The following is an 18,237-nucleotide window of genomic DNA, read 5'->3' as shown; positions in this document are numbered from 1 at the left end:
ACTCGCGAGGGACCCCGCGCGCTTCACTGGTCACTGGGCGGCCGGAAGCGGGCGGAGCGATGCACCCGGGGGCGCATGCCCCTCGGCGTGCCACCCGCTGTGCTTCGAAGCGCCGCCTCGGCCCTGCGGCACCGCGGGCAGGGGGAGCCGTAGCGTTACGTTCCGCTACCGTCTCGTTCCTCGTCGTAACCACCGGCGCGCAGGACCCGTTGGAGGGGGCATGGACTTCACGATCGGCGGCATCCGCGAGATCCGCTCCGGCACGCGCCGGCGCGGCCGTCTGGCGGACTGCACCGCCGTCGCCGAGTTCACCGGGCTGTGGGGCTGGGACGTGGTGCCGGGGGCGCGGGCCGCCTCGGGCGTCTGCTCGTGCGGACACGCCGACTGCACGGCGCCCGGTGCGCACCCCCTCGCCTTCGCGCCGCGGGTGCCGGCCGGGGCCACGCTGGACGAGGTGAGCAAGGCCTGGGCCGGGTTCCCGGGCGCCGCGGTGATGCTGCCGGTCGGCCGGGCGTTCGACGTGCTGGAGGTCTCCGAGGCGGCCGGCCGGCGGGCCCTGGCCCGCCTGGAGCGCATGGGCCTCCCGCTCGGCCCGGTCGCCGTCACCCCGGACGGCCGCGTCCACTTCCTCGTCGCGCCGGGCGCCGCCGCCGGGCTCCCCCGGCTGCTGTACCGCATGGGCTGGGACGATCCCGCCGCGCTGGACCTGCGCGCTTTGGGGCCGGGCGCGTACATCACCGCGCCGCCCTCCGACCGGGGCGGCCTGGGCCCGGTGCGCTGGCTGCGCCCGCCCGCGCCGGACTCGGCGACACGGCCGCCGGCTGCCCGGCTGCTGCTGGGCACGCTGGCCTACGTGGCGCACCGGTCGCGGGCCTGGGCCTGACCGGCCGGCCAGAGACGAAGCGCCCGTCCCCGACTGCACCTCGGAGGCGGGCGCTTCTCGGGCCCTGTGGGAACGACCCCTGCCGAGAGCGGGGGCGGTCAGTCGCCGATCAGCGCGTCCACGAACGCCTCGGGCTCGAACGGGGCGAGATCGTCGGCGCCCTCGCCGAGTCCGATCAGCTTCACCGGGACGCCCAGCTCGCGCTGGACCGCGACGACGATGCCGCCCTTCGCGGTGCCGTCCAGCTTGGTCAGCACGATGCCGGTGATGTCCACGACCTCGGCGAACACCCGCGCCTGCACCAGGCCGTTCTGGCCGGTGGTGGCGTCGAGCACGAGCAGGACCTCGTCCAGCGGCGCGTGCTTCTCCACCACGCGCTTGACCTTGCCCAGCTCGTCCATGAGGCCGGTCTTGGTGTGCAGGCGGCCGGCGGTGTCGATGAGGACGACGTCGACCCCCATCTCCTTGCCCTCCTTGACCGCGTCGAAGGCGACGGAGGCGGGGTCGCCGCCCTCCGGGCCGCGCACGGTGTAGGCGCCGACGCGCTCGCCCCAGGTCTGCAGCTGGTCGGCGGCGGCCGCCCGGAAGGTGTCGGCGGCGCCCAGCACGACGCTGCGGCCGTCGGCGACCAGCACGCGGGCCAGCTTGCCGGTGGTGGTGGTCTTGCCGGTGCCGTTGACGCCGACGACCATCACGATGCCCGGCTTGCGGTCCTCGGGCTCGGTCCTCACCGAGCGGTCGACGTCGGTGCCGACCAGCTTCAGCAGCTCCTCGCGCAGCAGGGCGCGCAGCTCTTCGGGGGTGCGGGTGCCGAGGACCCGCACGCGTTCGCGCAGGCGCTCGACCAGTTCCTGGGTGGGCTGCACGCCGACGTCGGCGGTGAGCAGCGTGTCCTCGATCTCCTCCCAGGTGTCCTCGTCCAGGTGCTCACGGGAGAGCAGCGTGAGCAGGCCCTTGCCGAGGGCGTTCTGCGAGCGGGACAGGCGGGCGCGCAGCCGGACCAGCCGGCCTGCGGTGGGCTCCGGGATCTCGATCTCGGGAGCCTCGACAGCGGGGGGCTCCTCGACGACGACCGCGGGGCCGCCCGGGAGATCCACCTCCTCGATCGTCCGGCGCGGTTCGTCGCGCGGCGTCTCGGCCTCGTCGCCGACGTGCGGCTCGGCCGGGGGCGCGGTGATGTCGGGCGCTGCGGGGGGCGGCGGGGGCAGCGGCTTCCGGCGCCGGCCGCCCACGATCAGCCCGCCGAGCGCGACGAGCACGACCACGGCGATGACTACAGCAAGGATGACGGTTTCCATAACCCGACCAGTATCGGCCATGGGGTTCTCCTCGAGCCCGTTCGCGCCGTCCCCCCGCGGGCGTATTCCCGACCGCACGAGCGCACGGCGGGAGCGCGTGAGCTGCTTCCCGCCCCGGTCGGCGCGAGCATCGGCGTCCTGCTGCCGCGACGGGCGCCGGCCTGGTCGTGGCGTACCGCCTGGACCTGTGCGGGCGCTCGTCGTCGCCGTGGCCGCGCCGGTCGTGTCGTACGGCCCGGCCGGGTCGATCGGCATCGCGGGCGGGCGGGCCGGCGCCCCCGGCATGGCGCTCTCGCGTGCGGTCCTCGGGCAGCGCGGCAACCTGCTGCCGGGTGCGCTGAACCGGTCGCGGCCCTCGTCGGGAGCGGCAGCGGAGTCGTCCGGCCCCGTGAGCGCGGCCCTCTGCCGTCCGGCCGCCGTCTTCGGCGAGCCGTGCCGAGGGGACCTTTCCACGTCGGGCGCCTCGCGCGGCTGGACGCCCCGGGTGCTGCCGGGCCGCGCCGCGTGCCACGCGGTGGGGGCGGGGGCCCGTGCCCCGGACGGGCGGCGCGGGGGCCCGGGGCCGCCCGTCCGCCGCGTGCCCGTACGACACCGCCGCCCCCGGTCCGGGCAGTGGCCGGGCCGGGGGCGGCGGACGGTGCGAGGAGAAGGGCAGCGGGGACTTGGCCCTACTCCTCGGGACTGGGGGGCCTCAGCCCATCTCCTCCAGGGACTTGCCCTTCGTCTCCGTCACGAACTTCATGACGAACGGGACGGAGAGCGCGGCGAAGACCGTGTAGATCACGTAGGTGCCGGCCAGGTTCCAGTCGGCCAGCGACGGGAAGCTCGCGGTGATGGCCCAGTTGGCGATCCACTGGGCGGCGGCGGCCACGCCGAGCGCGGCGGCACGGATCCGGTTCGGGAACATCTCGCCCAGCATGACCCAGACGACCACGCCCCAGGACAGGGCGAAGAAGAGGACGAACACGTGCGCGGCGATCAGGGCGACCCAGCCCGGCGTGCTCGGCAGCTTGCCGTCGACCAGGTCGTGGCTGAACGCCCAGGCCTCCAGCGCGAGACCGACCGCCATGCCGACCGAGCCGATGAGGGCGAGCGGCTTGCGGCCGACGCGGTCCACGAAGATCATCGCGATCACGGTGCCGACGATGTTGATGATCGAGGTCGTGAACGAGTAGAAGAACGAGTCCGTCGGGTCGACGCCGACCGACTGCCACAGCGTCGAGGAGTAGTAGAACGCGACGTTGATGCCGACGAACTGCTGGAAGACCGACAGGCCGATGCCGATCCAGACGATCGGCTTGAAGAAGAAGCCGCCGCCGAGCAGGTCCTTGAAGGAGGACTTCTCCTCGCTCTGCATGGCCGACTCGATCTCGGCGACGCGGGCGTCCAGGTCGGCGTCGCCGCCCTCGACCTCGGCGAGGATCTGCCGGGCGCGCTCGTGCTTGCCGACGGAGATCAGGAAGCGCGGGGACTCGGGGATCGCGAAGGAGAGCAGGCCGTAGAGGACGGCCGGGACGACCATCACGCCGAGCATGACCTGCCAGGCCTCGAGGCCCATCAGCTTGCCGCGCTGGTCGCCGCCGGCGGCGTTCAGCAGGCCCCAGTTGACCAGCTGCGAGACGGCGATGCCGACGACGATCGCGGCCTGCTGGAAGGAGCCGAGGCGGCCGCGGTAGGCGGGCGGTGCGACCTCGGCGATGTAGGCCGGGCCGATGACGGAGGCCATGCCGATGGCGAAGCCGCCGACGACGCGCCACAGGGCGAGGTCCCACAGCGTGAACGGCATCGCGGAGCCGACGGCGCTGACGGTGAAGAGGACGGCGGCGATCTGCATGCAGCGGATGCGCCCGATCCGGTCGGCTATGCGGCCGGCGGTGGCGGCGCCGACGGCGCAGCCGATCAGGGCGATCGCGATGACCTGGGCGAGGGCGGCGGAGCCGATGTCGTAGCGGTCGCGGACGGCCTCGACGGCGCCGTTGATCACGGAGCTGTCGTAGCCGAAGAGGAAACCGCCCATGGCGGCAGCCGCCGCGATGAAGATGACGTGCCCGAGGTGTTCGGGATGAGTCGTCCTGGTCCCTGGCTGTGGCGCCTGCGCTGTGCTGGTCACGTGTATCTCCTCGGGCCACGGCAACGCTGCCGTGTGGGGGGCGAGTCCTTCCAGGTGAGACCTGAAGGTAAAAGCAACGTTGCAGAGACTATGCCTTCAAGTAACGAAGTCAATACCCCGAGGACTGTGAGTTTTTTTGTATACAACAGCACTCCGTGTTCATTTCTTGAACGCAGAGTAAGTGGATCTTGGAAGGGGCGCTAGCGAAGGCGCTGGGAGACGACTTTGGAGACGCCGTCGCCCTGCATGGAGACGCCGTAGAGCGCGTCGGCGACCTCCATCGTGCGCTTCTGGTGCGTGATGACGATCAGCTGAGAGCTCTCCCGCAGCTCCTGCATGATCCGGATCAGCCGCTGCAGGTTGGTGTCGTCCAGCGCCGCCTCGACCTCGTCCATCACGTAGAACGGGCTCGGCCGGGCCTTGAAGATCGACACCAGCAGCGCCACGGCCGTCAGCGACCGCTCACCGCCCGACAGCAGCGACAGCCGCTTGACCTTCTTCCCCGGCGGCCGCGCCTCCACGTCCACGCCCGTGGTGAGCATGTCGTCCGGGTCGGTCAGCACCAGACGGCCCTCACCGCCGGGGAACAGCCGGCTGAAGACGCCCTCGAACTCGCGGGCGGTGTCCCGGTAGGCCTCGGTGAACACCTGCTCGACGCGCTCGTCGACCTCCTTCACGACCTGGAGCAGGTCGGCGCGGGTCTTCTTCAGGTCCTCCAGCTGCTCGCTGAGGAACTGGTGCCGCTCCTCCAGCGCCGCGAACTCCTCCAGAGCCAGCGGGTTGACCTTGCCCAGCTGCTGGTACGCCCGCTCGGCGGCCCGGAGCCGCTTCTCCTGCTCGGCCCGGACGAACGGACGCGGCTGGTTGCGGGGATGACCGGGGTCGTCCGGGAGCCGCTCGCCGTCGGCGGGGGGCGCGGGCGGCACGAGGCGGTGCGGCCCGTACTCGGCCACCAGTCCCTCCGGCTCGACACCCAGCTCCTCCAGCGCCCTGGTCTCCAGCTGCTCGATCCGCAGCCGCTTCTCGGCGCCGAGCACCTCACCGCGGTGCACGGAATCCGTCAAGGCGTCGAGTTCCGCCTTCAGTTCGCGTCCCGCGGTGCGCGCGGCGGCCAGCTCCTGCTCCCGCCGGGCCTTGGCCGCCTCGGCGGCGGCACGCTCCTGCTCGGCGCGGGCCAGGGACACCTCGACGTGCGCGAGGAGCTGGCGGGCGCCGGAGGCGACGGCCGCCGCGACGGACGCCTCGTGCCGCAGCCGGGCCCGGCGCTCCTCGGCACGCGCGCGTGCCTCGCGTTCCGCGCGGGCCGCCCGGTCGAGCGCGTCGGCGCGCCCGGCGAGCCCTTTGACCCGCTCCTCGTGGGTACGGACCTGGAGGCGGGCCTCCATCTCGGTCTGCCGGGCGTTGGCGCCGTCGGCGGCGAGCCGGTCCCGCACGGAGGTGTCCGGTTCCTCCTCCACCGGCATCTCCTCGGCGACCGCCAGCCGTTCGGCCAGCTCCTCGGCCTCCCGTACGGCCTTGTCCAGCGCCTCCTGCGCCCGCGCGGCCGCCGCGGCCGACCGCTCCGCCTCCCCGGCCGCCCCGCGCGCCTGCCCGGCCAGCCGCCCGAGCTGCTGGGCCACGGCCGACTTCTCCCGGTCGGCGGCCCGCCGCCGCTCCCCCAGCTCCTCCACCAGGGCCGCCGCCTCGGCCCGCCGCTCGGCCGCGACGCGCTGCTCCTCGGCCAGCTCCGCGCACCGCCCCGCCAGTTCGGTCAGCTCGGCGGCGGCCTCGTCCACGCAGGCCTGCACCTCCAGCAGGCTGGGCGCCCCCGCCGAGCCGCCGTGCGCGAAGTGCGCCCCGAGCAGGTCCCCCTCGGCGGTCACGGCGGTCAGCTCCGGGTGGGCGTAGACCAGGTCCTCGGCGTCCTCCAGCGTCGCGACGACCGCGATGCCGCGCAGCAGCCGGCGCACCGCGGGCATGAGCTCGGCGGGGCCGCGGACCAGGTCGGCGGCGAGGAGGGGGAGACCGGCCGGGCGGTCGTCCGCGGAGCCGGCGCGGCCGGCCGGGCCGTCCTCCGTGTCCCTCGTCGGGACGTCCTCCGGGGCGCCCGCCAGGAGCAGTGCCGCCCGGCCGCCGTCCTGCTTGCGCAGGAGCCTGATCGCCTCGGCCGCCGAGGCGGGGCTGGTCACGGCGATCGCGTCCGCCGCCGCGCCGAAGGCCGCGGCCAGCGCAATCTCGTAGCCCGGGGTGACCGTCAGCAGCTCGGCGGCCGGTCCCAGCACGCCCGTCAGCCGTTCCCGGGCGCCCAGCAGCGTGCCGGTGCCGTCCTTGCGGCGCAGACCCATGGCCAGCGCTTCACGGCGGGCCTGGGTCGCGGCGCGCCGGCGTTCGGCCGCGGTCGCCGCCTCGCGGGCCGCGGCGAGGGCGGTCTCGGCCTCGGCGAGCTGCCGCCTGGCCGCCTCGTGTCGCTCGGCCAGCTCCGTGTCACCCGCCTCCAGGCCGTCGACCTCGGCCTTCAGCGCCTCGTACTCCTCCTGGGCGCGCGCCGCGCGTTCCCGCGCCTCGTCGCGGGCCGCGGCCAGGCGGTCGATCTCGGCCTGGGCGGCGGCGGCGCGCGAGCGGGCCGCGCCGACCTGTCCGGACAGCCGGGCCAGGCCCTCGCGGCGGTCGGCGATGGCACGGGCGGCGTCCTTGAGCCTGCGCTCCTCCTGAGCCAGCTCCCGCTCCAGTTCGGCGCGGTGGGTGACCGTGTCGTCCAGCGCCCGCCGGGCCGCCTCCAGGGCAGCCGCCAGCTCGGCCTCCTGCTCGCGGATGCGGGCGGCCTCGCGCTCCAGGTCCTCGGGGTCCCGGCCGCGCCGCTCCTCCAGGGGCGCGGAGGTGGCGCTCTTGACCCGGGCCTCGGCCAGCGAGACGGTGCCGCGCACCCGCTCGGCCAGCTGGGACAGCTCGTACCAGGTCTGCTGGGCGCGCTGGAGCCGTGGCGTGAGCCGCCGCACCTCGTCCTCCAGCCGGGCCTCGCGGTGCAGGGCCTTCTTCAGCTCCTGCTCGGCGGCCTCCCGGCGCTCCTTCAGAGCCGCCTCGTCGGCGATCTCGGCCTGGAGGGCTTCCCGCAGCTGTACGAGGTCGTCGGCGAGCAGCCGCAGCCGGGCGTCCCGGAGGTCGGCCTGGATGACGGCGGCCCTGCGTGCGACCGCCGCCTGGCGGCCGAGGGGTTTGAGCTGGCGGCGCAGCTCGTCCGTCAGGTCCTGCACGCGCGCGAGGTTGGCCTGCATCGCGTCCAGCTTGCGCAGGGCCTTCTCCTTGCGCCTGCGGTGCTTGAGGATTCCGGCCGCCTCCTCGATGAAGGCGCGCCGGCCCATGGGGTCGGCGTGCAGGACGGAGTCGAGCTGCCCCTGGCCGACGATGACGTGCATCTCGCGGCCGATGCCGGAGTCGGAGAGGAGTTCCTGGATGTCCAGGAGGCGGCAGGTGTCGCCGTTGATCTGGTACTCGCTGCCGCCGTTGCGGAACATGGTCCGGGTGATGGTGACCTCGGCGTACTCGATGGGCAGGGCCCCGTCGGAGTTGTCGATGGTCAAGGACACCTCGGCGCGGCCGAGCGGGGGCCGCCCGGTGGTGCCGGCGAAGATGACATCCTCCATCTTGCCGCCGCGCAGCGTCTTGGCGCCCTGTTCGCCCATGACCCAGCTGAGCGCGTCCACGACGTTGGACTTGCCCGAGCCGTTCGGTCCGACGACGCACGTGATCCCCGGCTCGAAGCGGAGGGTGGTCGCCGAGGCGAACGACTTGAATCCGCGGAGGGTCAGGGCCTTGAGGTGCACGCCGCTGGACTCTACCTTTCGCCGCTGTCTCGCTCCATGAACCGCCGCGGCCGCGCGGTTTCGCCGGGGGACGCGCAGGGCAGACCAGATGTTGAAGGCAGTGAAAGGATGCGCGGGGGAAAGAAAAGAGGCGGGGGGAAGAAAAGAAGGGACGCCGAAGCGTCCCTTGCAGCTCTGACGGCCGGGTTCACAGCCGTCGATCAACTGAGTGGTTGATACGGGCAGCCCGATCGCGGCGACTGCTGCTGTGGAGCGATGCGGCGATCAGGTGAGCGCAGGCTCCGCCTGGTGTGCGTCGATGCTCTCCATGATCCTGTCCTGAGAGGCGGCAGCCGTCAGCGCTTCGTTCTCCGCCTGGATCCTTACGAGCTCGGACTCCAGGTCCTGGACGCGCTGCTGCAGCCGTCGCATCTCGGCGAGGAGTCGCGGGTCGGAGCCGCCGACGTAACCGAGAAGCGCCTTTGCCATGATGGATGGTCCTCCACACTGAGTGACCGACCGATGCGGTTGGGTCGTGAGGGATTCGCACCCGCGGTGCTTGGCACATCCGGGTGTTGCTCTGGTGCTGCTCCATGCCAAACAGCTAAGGTGCGCGGGGCTTTCAGCGTCTCACCAAAAAGTTTGACGGTCAACACGATCACGCCCTGTATTGGGGGGCGAACCGGGGCGCGCGGCCGTGGAAGCGGCGGCGCTGCGACTCCTCCGGGCCCTCGGGGCGGGACGTCCAGCTGTACCAGCGGAGCCTGCCACGCCGGGCCCGTGTTGGCAACCACCAGGCCGTTTCCGCTCCCGCATGTGCCCGCGGCAGTTCACGGCGGGCCGGTCCGCGGGGCGCCGCCCGGCGGACTCAGCGGACGGCGAAGCCGTCGTAGCCACCCCGGGGTGTGTCCCAGATCTCGGTGACTCCGTCGACATGGCCGGGCGTGTCGTCGCCGCGGAGCCAGTCCAGCAGTCCCTCGCAGCCCTCCCGCGGCCCCTCCGCGACCACCTGCACCCGCCCGTCGGCCAGATTGAGAGCAAAACCACTCAGCCCGCCGATCTCCAGCGCCTTGGCACGCGTGAACCAGCGGAAACCCACACCTTGCACATGTCCGCGGACCCAGGCGACCAGCCGTACTTCCTCGCTCATGGGTGCAACCTAACCGGCCGGCACCGCTCGGGACACGCCGTCCTCCGGCGTCATGCGGTACCGTCCCGACCCAATGAATCGCTTCTGAAACTCACTCGTTCGAGTGAGTCGAGTCGACCAGAGGGCGCCGCTCACCGAGGAGTCGCCGGCGGAGCACCCGCCGTGCGGGCGCCGGTCGACCGCGAGCACGAGGAGAGGGCAAGGACATGGGACGCCACCGACGCTCCGCCGCCGGCCGCGCCGCCACGGGCCGCGCCGCGGAGGCCGCGTACACGCAGCGCTCCGTCACCGAGGGGGACGGCCCCGGACACTCCTCCGCGACCCCGTCCGCGGACCGGCGGCAGATACCCATGGGCACAGCGCCCTACCTGAACCCCGAGGCCTACGCCGAGGCCACGGCCAGGGCCCAGGCCTACCTGTTCGAGGCCGGGACCGGCCCGGCGCCGGCCGCGCCGCCGTCCCCTTCCGGTCCCGTCCCCGGCGGCTCCCCGGCCGACTGGCCGGGCGACGACGCACCGGCCGGCGCCCCGTCCGGCGGCCAGCGGCACCGGAAGAAGGCCAAGACCGGGCGGCCGGTGCGCGCAGGACTGCTCGGCGCGTCCGCGGCCGTCGCCTTCGGCACGGTCGCCGTGGCCACCGGAGTGGTACCGGGCCTGGACCAGTACCGGCTCGGCGGCGGTGCGCACACCTCCGGCGGGGAACGGGTGCAGGCCGCCGACCTGCCCGGCAACGCGGCCACCGAGCAGGGCGGCACGTCGGGCAGCGCCGACAGCCCGGAGGGCGGCATACCCGGCCGCGGCACCGGACCCACCCGGTCCCCGGGCTCCGCCGCCTCCGCCGGCCCCTCGGCATCGGCATCGGCGTCCGCCTCGCCCTCGGCCTCCCCCTCCCCGTCGAAGCCGGCCCCCTCCGACCCGGCACCGTCGAAGCCCGCCACCCGCAAGCCGGCGGGGAAGACCGCGCCGTCCGCGCACTCCAGGCCGGCGGGGTCGAAGACCACCCCGTCGCGCTCGGCGTCCAAGGCGCCGGCCTCCGCACCGGTGACGGTGTCGGAGGAGACCGCCGCCGAGGCGGAGGTGCTGAGGCTCGTCAACGAGGAACGCGCCAAGGCCGGCCTCCGACCGCTGGCGGCGAACTCCTCCCTGACCCGGCTGGCCGAGGCGTTCAGCGACGACATGGCCGCGCGGGGCTTCTTCGACCACACCGACCCGGACGGCAGAACGCCCTGGGACCGTGCCGCGGCGGCCGGCGTCACCGACCTCGGCGGCGAGAACATAGCCCGCGGCCAGGCCACCGCGGCGGCCGTGGTGGCGGCCTGGATGGACAGCCCCGGCCACCGCGCGAACATCCTGAACCCCGACTTCAAGACCCTCGGCGTCGGCGTCCACTTCGGCCCGGGCGGACCCTGGTGGACGCAGGACTTCGGCTACTGAGACAACCGCAGCTCAGAGACCTGAAACCCTTCCTGGGCCGTCTCGGGGCCGTCGTCGGCAGACTCGTCCTCCCGGAAGACGCGATCGACGGCGGCCCGGGTCCGGGCCCGGGTCTCACTCGACGGCATCAGGCGCGCGTATGTGCGCAGCGTGAAGCCGGGTTCGTGGTGGCCCAGGTACTCACTGAGCGCCTTGATGCTCTCCCCCGCGTCCAGGAGCACCGAGGCATAGAAGTGCCTCAGCGCATGCATGCCGTTGTCCCGCCGGGTCTCGACACCCGCGGCCTGTGGCGCCGGCCGCCATACGCGGTCGTTGCAGCGGTTCCGGTCGAGGGCCAGGCCCATGGAACCGGTGAAGAGCAGCGACACCGTGACCGGAGGACCGTCGAGCGTCTTCCACGGCAAGGTGACTGCGGCGACGTCCACGAGAGCCCGGTAGCTCTCCGGCAAGGCAGCGCGAACCGCCATGACCCACGTGACGGGCTTGATCGTTCGCGGCGTTAGCATCCCCCGATGGGTAACTCCGGGTGTCCGTGCATCCTGTGCACGCAGTCGTCGAACGAAGCGTCGTGGAATCACCGAGACCGGACTGTGGCCGCTGGCACAAGGGACTACGGCTGGCATGTGCTGGGAGTCCACGCCGGCAGCGAAGCCCCAGCTGGGTGGGCCTACTCCATAGGCATGTGGCACACGCTGCGCAGCCCGGAAGTGTGCATCTTCGGGCTGGACGTCGACGTCATGATGCCCCTGGTCAGTGATGCGGGCGATGCCGTGCGCAGCGGGCCTCCGCTCGTGCCTGACCAGCGCCGGAACGACATCTACGACAATCACTCCGCTGTCATCCGGCCCGTTCACGAGAGCTGGTGCCACGACTTCTTCGGCGCGGGGCTGGACTTCTACCAGGTTTCATCACTGCCCATGGCACAGCTCTTCTGGCCCGACCGGGAAGGTCGCTTTCCATGGGAAGACGATGCGGCTGACTACTGTCGAGAGAATCAACCCCTGCTGTGGATCCCCAAGTCAGATACCGCCGGTCCATGGGGAAGTGTCTGAGGGCCCGTGGACCCCATGTACAGCAGGGAAGTACAGCAACCAGAACGACGGCGTGGAGCCCCCGACCATGAACCCGGTCGGGGGCCTTCCTCACGGCTCACCGGGTGCGCGGAAGAACACGTCCTCACCGGGCGGCCCGCCACTGACGAGGTGACGATGACCGGCCACGGCCGTGACCGAGCGCTCAGCCGGCCGCTCCAGCAGCTCGGACCTGCCCAGGGGCGCCCGGGGCCGGGCTTCGGGCGGTCCGGTCTCGGCGGAGGTCCAGCCTGTGGAAGACCTTGTCGTAGCGGCGGTCCCCGACGGCGACGAAGTCGGGGAGGCGGCCGTGCTCGGCGAAGCCCAGTGACCGGTAGAGGCGCAGGGCGCGGGCGTTGTCGCCGCGGGCGTCCAGGGTGAGGACCTCGACGCCCGCCCGCCGGGCGTCGGCGATCAGGGCGGTGGTCAGGGCCCGGCCGATGCCACGCCCCTGGGCGGCGGCGTCCACCGCGATCTTCTCCGGATCGGCGTGCGGTCGGTGGGTCGGGCGGGTGTAGCGCAGCCGGTACCCCAGTCCGGCCGGCCGGCGGTCGAGGCAGGCGGCGCGCAGGGCCCCTCCCCGGTCCGCGCCGCACTCGTGACGCGGTCGAGGAGCTCCGTCACTTCCGCCCGCGTGGGGCGGTTCCACCCAGCCGAGCGCGGCGCCTGCGCGGACCTGGCCGGCGAGGATCCGGTGGGCGGACTCGGCGAAGCCGGCCGCGAGCTCGGGGTCGGACGACAGCTGGGCCGCGTCCAGGACGGCCGGCGCGGCCGCCGTGCCGCCGGTCGTGATCGCATGCACAGCCGGAGCCTGCCCGGACGCTCGTCCCCGGAGTGGCTTACCAGCAGTCAGCGCGAACTCTGGGTCAGCGCTGCACTCGCGTACGCTTGTGGTATGAGCGCCATCACCGAGGGCGACGAAGACCTCGCCTACAACGTCTTCGCCAAGGCGTGCCCGTCGCGCGGCACGCTGGAGCACGTCACGGGCCGCTGGGGCGGGCTCACGCTCGGCGCGCTGTACGAGGGCTCGCTGCGCTTCAACGAACTGCGCCGCCGCGTCGACGGGGTGAGCGAGAAGATGCTGTCGCAGACGCTGCACGCGCTGGAGCGGGACGGGCTGGTGCACCGGGAGGCCCAGCCGACGAACCCGCCCCGCGTGGACTACGAGCTGACGCCCCTGGGCCGCCGGGTCGCCGAGCGGCTGCTCGCGCTCATCGACTGCGTCGAGGGCGCGATGGACGAGGTGCTGGCGGCACGCGCGGCCTACGACGGCCGGCGGCCGGCGTAGCCCGCACGGCGGGCGCGGGCACGGGGCGTCAGCGGGTGGCGGGGCGCGGCGCCCGCTGGCACCTGGGGCAGAAGTAGCTGGACCGGTTCATCCACGGACGGCGGCGCAGGGGCGTGCCGCAGCGGCGGCAGGGCCGGCCCTCGCGGCCGTAGGCGTCCAGGGAGCGGTCGAAGTAGCCCGACTCGCCGTTGACGTTGACGTACAGGCTGTCGAAGCTGGTGCCGCCGACGGCCAGGGCCGCGTTCATCACGTCCCGGATGTGGCCGAGCAGCTCCGCGGTGACCGGGCGGGTGAAGCCGGCCGTGGGGCGCTCGTAGTGGATGCGGGCGCGCCACAGGGCCTCGTCGGCGTAGATGTTGCCGACTCCGCTGATCAGCGACTGGTCCAGCAGGGCCCGTTTGACGGTGGTCCGCTTGCGGCGCAGCGCCCGGTGGAACGCCTCGTCGTCGAAGAGCGGGTCCAAGGGGTCGCGGGCGATGTGCGCGATGACGCCGGGCAGCCCGTCGGGGGTGTTGTCGTGCAGCGACAGCCCGCCGAAGGTGCGCTGGTCGACGAAGCGGAGCTCGGTGCCGAGCGAGTCGGCGAACCGGACGCGGACGCGCAGGTGCTTCTCGTCCGGCGCGTCGTGCGGCTGGACCAGGAGCTGACCGCTCATGCCGAGGTGTGCGAGGACCGACTGGTTCGTCTCCTCCAGCGGCAGCCACAGGTACTTGCCGCGCCGGCGCGGCACGCCGATGTGGTGGCCCTTGAGCCGGTGCGCGAAGTCGTCGGGTCCGGCCGGGTGCCGGCGCACGGCGCGCGGATGCAGCACCTCGGTCTCGGCGACGGTGCGGTGGGCGACCCAGCGTTCCAGGCCACGCCGGACGACCTCTACTTCGGGAAGCTCGGGCACGGCTCTCCTCAGGCGGATCTGCGGTCAGCGGCAGCGTAACGCCCGGCGGCCGGAGGCTGTCGGCCGGGCGGGCCTCCGGCCGCCGGCGCAGGCGCGGAGACGCACCGAGCGCCCGCCCCGCTCGGGCGGGACGGGCGCTCGCAACTGCTCGGATGTGCTCCGTCAGGCGGTCGCGGACGACGTGTCGCCGTCCCGGACGGCTTCCCGGACGGCCTCCTTGGCCTCCTTCGCCGCCTTGGCGCGCTCGTCCGCCGCGGCCCGGATGGACCGCCAGGCGGACTCGGCGGCCTGCTGCTCCGCCTCCTTCTTGCTGCGGCCGGTGCCGGTGCCGTACGAGACGCCTCCGACGCGGGCGGCAGCAGTGAAGGTCTTCTCGTGGTCGGGGCCGGTCTCCGTGACCAGGTACTCGGGCACGCCGAGCCCCTCGATCGCGGTCAGCTCCTGGAGGGACGTCTTCCAGTCCAGGCCGGCGCCCAGGTTGGAGGACTTCTCGATCAGCGGGTCGAAGAGCCGGTGCACCAGCTCGGACGCCGCTTCGAGGCCCTGGTCGAGATAGACCGCGCCGATCACCGCTTCGAGGGTGTCGGCGAGGATGGACGCCTTGTCCCGGCCGCCCGTGCCCTCTTCACCACGGCCGAGCCGGATGAAGGCGCCCAGGTCGAGGCCGCGGCCGACCTCCGCCAGCGCACGCGAGTTGACCACCGCGGCCCGCAGCTTGGCCAGCTGGCCTTCGGGCAGGTCGGGGTGGGTGCGGTACAGCGTGTCCGTGACGACGAGGCCGAGCACGGAGTCCCCGAGGAACTCCAGCCGCTCGTTCGTCGGCAGGCCGCCGTTCTCGTACGCGTAGGAACGGTGGGTCAGCGCTCGCACCAGAAGGGCGGACTCGACCTGATAGCCGAGCCGCCCTTCCAGAAGCGCGTGGGACGAGGCCTGGTTGTCCACTTTCGTCTTGGCGGACGCGTCCGCCCCGGTGTCCTTCTTCGGACTGGACACAGTGCCTCTCACCAGCCCGCTCAGACTTCGAGGACCTGGCGCTTGTTGTAGGTGCCGCAAGACGGGCACGCGATGTGCTGCTGCTTGGGCTCGTGGCAGCGCTCGCACGCAACCAGGGTGGGGACCGCAGCCTTCCACTGCGACCGGCGGTGGCGCGTGTTGCTGCGCGACATCTTCCGCTTCGGAACAGCCACGGCTACTTCTCCTGCTTCTCGTCGACGCGCGCTGATCGAGTCGCGTCGCCGCTCATCTCGTCCTTCTCGCCGTCCGTCGTCGAACCGGCGAGTCCCTGCAAAGCCGCCCAACGGATGTCGACGGCGTCGTGGTGGTGGTCCGGGTCGTCCGCGAGCCGTGCTCCGCACTCGGAGCACAGGCCCGGGCAGTCGTCCTGGCACACCGGCTGCATCGGCAGTGCGAGCACCACCGCATCGCGCAGCAGAGGTTCGAGGTCGATCAGACCGTCCTCGATGAAGAGCCTGTCCTCGTCGTCCTCGGCGTCGTCGCCCGGTTCCGCTCTCACACGGCCCCGGTCGTCGGCGTCAGGGTACGAGAACATCTCCTGGAAGTCCGCTTCGAGCTCCAGCTCGACCGGCTCCAGACACCTTACGCACTCCCCCTCGGCCGCTGCACGGGCGGTGCCGGTGACGAGCACCCCTTCCATGACCGACTCGAGCCGGAGTTCGAGTTCCACCGGGGCGCCTTCCGGCACTCCGATGACCCCCTGGATGCCGAGATCCCTGGGGGCGTCGATCTCGCGGGTCAGGCGCTGCAGCGCGCCAGGACGCCGACCCAGCTCGTGCGTGTCGATCACGAGGGGGTTGCGGTGGTCGAGGCGGGCGTTGGAAGCCATTCCTGCTTTCGATCTGCGAACTCGGAGGGACGCCGCCCGCAGGTGTTCCGGGCAGCGGTGATCGCGGGCATAGGCGCGACCGAACAGCCAGGATACTGGACCTTTCGCTCAGGGCCCAATCCGGTGCACCGCTACAGGCCCCGGCCCTGTTCGTAGGCCCTCAGCTGCTCGGGGCTGATCATGCCGGTGTCGAAGAGGCTGGTCTCGTCCAGGGCGTAGTCCTGCTGGTGCCCGCCCTGGGGCTGCTGGGGCTGCTGGGCCTGCTGCGGGTCGTAGCCGGACTGCGCAGGGTCGTAGGAGCCCTGGTAGGAGGCGTCGGCCGGCGGGGCGTAGCCGGGTGCGGCGTAGGGGTCGGCCTGCCGGTAGCCGTACGGGTCCTGCTGCGGTGCGTAGTCCTGCTGCTGCCCGAAGCCCGCGTAGGGGTCCGGCTGCTGCGGATAGCCGTATCCGGGCTGCGGCTCGTACGACGGTTCCGGCCGCCGCTGGGCCGCTCGCTCGCTCCCGGCCAGGGCGGCGCGGTCGCTGTCGGCGAGGGCCGCCAGGTCGGCGAGGTAGTCGGCGTCGCTGGAGTGCTGGAAGGTCGTGGTGTCGTCGGCGAGGGCGCCGAGGTCGTCGGTGGCGATCCGGCCGTGCAGCTTCTGCCGGCCGCGGCCGACGGCCTCCAGGGTCTTGGCGAGGACCGCCTCGAAGGCGCCGAGCTTGGCGTCCACGTAGGCGTCGGCGTCGCGGCGCAGGGTCTCGGGGTCGTGGCTGCGCTCGGGGGCGTCCTCGTCCTCGTAGCCGTTCTCGTCCAGGCCGGGACCGGTGCCGAGCAGCTTCTCGCGGCCCCGGCCGACCGAGCCGAGGGTCTTGGTGAGGACGACCTCGAAGTTGGCGAGCTTGGAGTCGACGTAGTCGTCGGCCTCGGCGCGGATCTCCTCGGCCTCCTTGCGGGCCTCGGCGAGGATGCGGTCGGCCTCGGCCTGGGAGCGGCGGGCGATCTCGGTGTCGGAGATCAGCGAGCCGCGCTCGGCGTGCGCGTTCTCGATGATGCGCTCGGCTTCCAGCCGGGCCTGCTCGACCATCTGCTCACGGTCGCCGATCAGCTCCTGTGCCTGCGCGAGGGAGTCGGGGAGCGCCTGGCGCACCTCCTCCAGCATCGCGAGCAGCTCGGCGCGGTTGATCACGCACGAGGCCGACATGGGCATGGCCCGGGCGCCGGCGACCGCGGAGACGATCTCGTCGAGCTTCTTCTGCACGTCCACCTGTGCTCGCCACTCTCTACAGCCGGGTTGGAGACGGACGGGACGACTGTAGCCCCATCAGCCCTCGGCGAGACGTGCGTTGAGCGCGTCGAGCACCTGCGGGGGCACGAGGTGGGAGACGTCGCCGCCCCAGGCCGCGACCTCCTTGACGAGGGAGGAGGAGAGGAAGCTGTAGGTGGGGTTGGTGGGGACGAAGAGCGTCTCGACGCCGGTGAGGCCGTTGTTCATCTGGGCCATCTGCAGCTCGTAGTCGAAGTCGCTGACGGCGCGCAGCCCCTTGACGATGGCGGGGATGTCGCGCTCCTTGCAGAAGTCGACGAGGAGGCCGTGGAAGGACTCCACGCGGACGTTGGCGTACTCGGTGGTGACCGCGCGGATCAGCTCGATCCGCTCCTCGATCCCGAACAGGCCCTTCTTGGACTTGTTGATCATCACCGCGACGTAGACCTCGTCGTACAGCCGGGAGGCCCGGGCGATGATGTCGAGGTGTCCGTTGGTGATCGGGTCGAACGACCCGGGACAGACGGCGCGGCGCACTTGTGATCCCTCGCTCTCCGGTCCGGTCATCGTGCGTCTTCGCACGTAGAGGCGGCGCGACCGTACCAAAACGTTCCCTCGCCGTAACGACGGGACCGGATCGCGTCGAAGCCGTCCGGCCAGCGGAAGGCGCCGCCTCTGGTGCTGCGCTCCACGGTGACGAGGGCTTCTTCGGCGAGCCAGCCCTCCGAGCGGAGTGTGAGCAGAATCTCCCGGAGATCGTCGTCCGCGACGGCGTACGGCGGGTCGAGGAAGACCAGGTCGTACGGCTCGCCGGGGGGCGCGGTGCGGACGACCTGCTCCGCCTTGCCCGCCCTCACCTCGGCGCCGGGCAGGCCGAGGTTCCGCACGTTCTCCCGGACGGTCCGCGCCGCCCGGGCGTCCGCCTCGACCAGGAGGGCGTGGCCCGCGCCCCGGGACAGGGCCTCCAGGCCCACGGCTCCCGAGCCGGCGTACAGGTCCAGGACCCGTTCGCCGTCGAGGGGGCCGCCGAGGAGGGACTGCCAGGTGGAGAAGAGGGCCTCGCGTGCGCGGTCGGACGTGGGCCGGGTTCCGGTGCCGGGCGGTACCGAGAGGCGACGGCCGCCTGCGCTGCCGGCGATCACGCGGGTCATCTTCAGTCCTCGTTCGGGGGTGGTTACGGATTCAGTGTGGCAGCAGGTCCGCCGCGCCGGCTCGCGCCCGCGCGCGGGGTGGCCCCGCCCGGCCCG

The 18,237-nt window shown here is 72.8% G+C and carries 16 protein-coding genes and 3 pseudogenes; 5 read left to right on the top strand and 14 right to left on the bottom strand.

Going from position 1 to position 18,237, the window contains the following annotated elements:
* The first annotated feature begins 220 nt into the window (after positions 1-220).
* On the top strand, positions 221-883 hold the full coding sequence (locus ABZ261_RS18640; protein ID WP_356860410.1) for a bifunctional DNA primase/polymerase: 663 nt from the start codon (positions 221-223) through the stop codon (positions 881-883).
* Between the two features lie 98 nt (positions 884-981).
* Here ABZ261_RS18640 and ftsY read toward each other — a convergent pair whose 3' ends face one another.
* Positions 982-2,181, bottom strand: coding sequence for a signal recognition particle-docking protein FtsY (ftsY, locus tag ABZ261_RS18635; protein WP_356860408.1), 1,200 nt, complete (start codon positions 2,179-2,181; stop codon positions 982-984).
* Positions 2,182-2,256: 75 nt separating this feature from the next.
* Between ftsY and ABZ261_RS18630 the strand changes: the two are divergent.
* Positions 2,257-2,521, top strand: a pseudogene (locus ABZ261_RS18630) (cytosine permease); the annotation flags it as partial.
* 351 nt (positions 2,522-2,872) lie between these two features.
* Here ABZ261_RS18630 and ABZ261_RS18625 read toward each other — a convergent pair.
* The 4 genes from ABZ261_RS18625 to ABZ261_RS18610 form a co-directional block, all read right to left on the bottom strand.
* A complete protein-coding gene (locus ABZ261_RS18625) occupies positions 2,873-4,291 on the bottom strand; it encodes a sugar porter family MFS transporter (protein ID WP_356860406.1) in 1,419 nt (472 codons plus the stop codon).
* A gap of 200 nt (positions 4,292-4,491) precedes the next feature.
* Entirely contained in the window at positions 4,492-8,091 is a 3,600-nt protein-coding gene (gene smc / locus ABZ261_RS18620) for a chromosome segregation protein SMC (protein ID WP_356860404.1), read from the bottom strand.
* 264 nt (positions 8,092-8,355) lie between these two features.
* Positions 8,356-8,559 carry a hypothetical protein gene (locus ABZ261_RS18615; protein ID WP_014675251.1) on the bottom strand — a complete coding sequence of 68 codons (204 nt, stop codon included), beginning with the start codon at positions 8,557-8,559 and terminating at the stop codon, positions 8,356-8,358.
* Positions 8,560-8,938: 379 nt separating this feature from the next.
* Complete coding sequence (locus ABZ261_RS18610; RefSeq protein WP_356860402.1) at positions 8,939-9,220, bottom strand: acylphosphatase; 282 nt, start codon at positions 9,218-9,220, stop codon at positions 8,939-8,941.
* Positions 9,221-9,426: 206 nt separating this feature from the next.
* Between ABZ261_RS18610 and ABZ261_RS18605 the strand changes: the two genes are divergently transcribed.
* Positions 9,427-10,653, top strand: coding sequence for a CAP domain-containing protein (locus ABZ261_RS18605; RefSeq protein WP_356860400.1), 1,227 nt, complete (start codon positions 9,427-9,429; stop codon positions 10,651-10,653).
* Here the strand turns inward: ABZ261_RS18605 and ABZ261_RS18600 are convergent.
* Positions 10,647-11,066, bottom strand: a pseudogene (locus ABZ261_RS18600) (tyrosine-type recombinase/integrase); the annotation flags it as partial. The gene ABZ261_RS18605 and the pseudogene ABZ261_RS18600 overlap by 7 nt on opposite strands.
* Before the next feature lie 99 nt (positions 11,067-11,165).
* Between ABZ261_RS18600 and ABZ261_RS18595 the strand changes: the two are divergent.
* A complete protein-coding gene (locus tag ABZ261_RS18595) occupies positions 11,166-11,705 on the top strand; it encodes a DUF4262 domain-containing protein (RefSeq protein ID WP_356860398.1) in 540 nt (179 codons plus the stop codon).
* 184 nt (positions 11,706-11,889) lie between these two features.
* On the opposite strand, the pseudogene ABZ261_RS18590 reads toward ABZ261_RS18595, so the two are convergent.
* Positions 11,890-12,516: pseudogene (locus ABZ261_RS18590) on the bottom strand (GNAT family N-acetyltransferase).
* 102 nt (positions 12,517-12,618) lie between these two features.
* Here ABZ261_RS18590 and ABZ261_RS18585 point away from each other — a divergent pair.
* A complete protein-coding gene (locus ABZ261_RS18585; protein ID WP_356860396.1) occupies positions 12,619-13,011 on the top strand; it encodes a helix-turn-helix domain-containing protein in 393 nt (130 codons plus the stop codon).
* 28 nt (positions 13,012-13,039) lie between these two features.
* Here the strand turns inward: ABZ261_RS18585 and mutM are convergent, their stop codons facing one another.
* From mutM to rsmD, 7 genes are all read right to left on the bottom strand, one after another.
* Complete coding sequence (gene mutM, locus ABZ261_RS18580; protein ID WP_356860394.1) at positions 13,040-13,903, bottom strand: bifunctional DNA-formamidopyrimidine glycosylase/DNA-(apurinic or apyrimidinic site) lyase; 864 nt, start codon at positions 13,901-13,903, stop codon at positions 13,040-13,042.
* A 162-nt stretch (positions 13,904-14,065) separates the two neighbouring features.
* On the bottom strand, positions 14,066-14,908 hold the full coding sequence (rnc, locus tag ABZ261_RS18575) for a ribonuclease III (RefSeq protein ID WP_356860392.1): 843 nt from the start codon (positions 14,906-14,908) through the stop codon (positions 14,066-14,068).
* 8 nt (positions 14,909-14,916) lie between these two features.
* A complete protein-coding gene (gene rpmF / locus ABZ261_RS18570) occupies positions 14,917-15,090 on the bottom strand; it encodes a 50S ribosomal protein L32 (protein WP_003951102.1) in 174 nt (57 codons plus the stop codon).
* Between the two features lie 2 nt (positions 15,091-15,092).
* On the bottom strand, positions 15,093-15,746 hold the full coding sequence (locus ABZ261_RS18565; protein ID WP_356860390.1) for a YceD family protein: 654 nt from the start codon (positions 15,744-15,746) through the stop codon (positions 15,093-15,095).
* Between the two features lie 131 nt (positions 15,747-15,877).
* Positions 15,878-16,990: a cell division initiation protein gene (locus ABZ261_RS18560; protein WP_356860388.1), complete on the bottom strand. Its 1,113-nt coding sequence runs from the start codon at positions 16,988-16,990 to the stop codon at positions 15,878-15,880.
* A 57-nt stretch (positions 16,991-17,047) separates the two neighbouring features.
* Complete coding sequence (coaD, locus tag ABZ261_RS18555) at positions 17,048-17,527, bottom strand: pantetheine-phosphate adenylyltransferase (protein WP_356860386.1); 480 nt, start codon at positions 17,525-17,527, stop codon at positions 17,048-17,050.
* Between the two features lie 26 nt (positions 17,528-17,553).
* Positions 17,554-18,141 (bottom strand): 16S rRNA (guanine(966)-N(2))-methyltransferase RsmD, encoded by a 588-nt coding sequence (rsmD, locus tag ABZ261_RS18550; protein ID WP_356860384.1) that lies wholly within the window; start codon positions 18,139-18,141, stop codon positions 17,554-17,556.
* Positions 18,142-18,237 lie beyond the last annotated feature (96 nt).

The sequence above is a fragment of the Streptomyces sp. NPDC006193 genome, assembly GCF_040613915.1.
Classification (GTDB): Bacteria; Actinomycetota; Actinomycetes; order Streptomycetales; family Streptomycetaceae; genus Streptomyces.
The sequence above is the reverse complement of the archived record's forward strand: the minus strand, read 5'-3'. Positions and strand labels throughout refer to the sequence as shown.

Excerpts from the sequence above, each read along its gene's own strand:
- ABZ261_RS18640 (WP_356860410.1), top strand. The coding sequence starts at position 221 with ATGGACTTCACGATCGGCGGCATCCGCGAGATCCGCTCCGGCACGCGC.
- ftsY (WP_356860408.1), bottom strand. The coding sequence starts at position 2,181 with ATGGAAACCGTCATCCTTGCTGTAGTCATCGCCGTGGTCGTGCTCGTC.
- ABZ261_RS18615 (WP_014675251.1), bottom strand. The coding sequence starts at position 8,559 with ATGGCAAAGGCGCTTCTCGGTTACGTCGGCGGCTCCGACCCGCGACTC.
- ABZ261_RS18610 (WP_356860402.1), bottom strand. The coding sequence starts at position 9,220 with ATGAGCGAGGAAGTACGGCTGGTCGCCTGGGTCCGCGGACATGTGCAA.
- ABZ261_RS18605 (WP_356860400.1), top strand. The coding sequence starts at position 9,427 with ATGGGACGCCACCGACGCTCCGCCGCCGGCCGCGCCGCCACGGGCCGC.
- ABZ261_RS18595 (WP_356860398.1), top strand. The coding sequence starts at position 11,166 with ATGGGTAACTCCGGGTGTCCGTGCATCCTGTGCACGCAGTCGTCGAAC.
- ABZ261_RS18585 (WP_356860396.1), top strand. The coding sequence starts at position 12,619 with ATGAGCGCCATCACCGAGGGCGACGAAGACCTCGCCTACAACGTCTTC.
- ABZ261_RS18565 (WP_356860390.1), bottom strand. The coding sequence starts at position 15,746 with ATGGCTTCCAACGCCCGCCTCGACCACCGCAACCCCCTCGTGATCGAC.
- rsmD (WP_356860384.1), bottom strand. The coding sequence starts at position 18,141 with ATGACCCGCGTGATCGCCGGCAGCGCAGGCGGCCGTCGCCTCTCGGTA.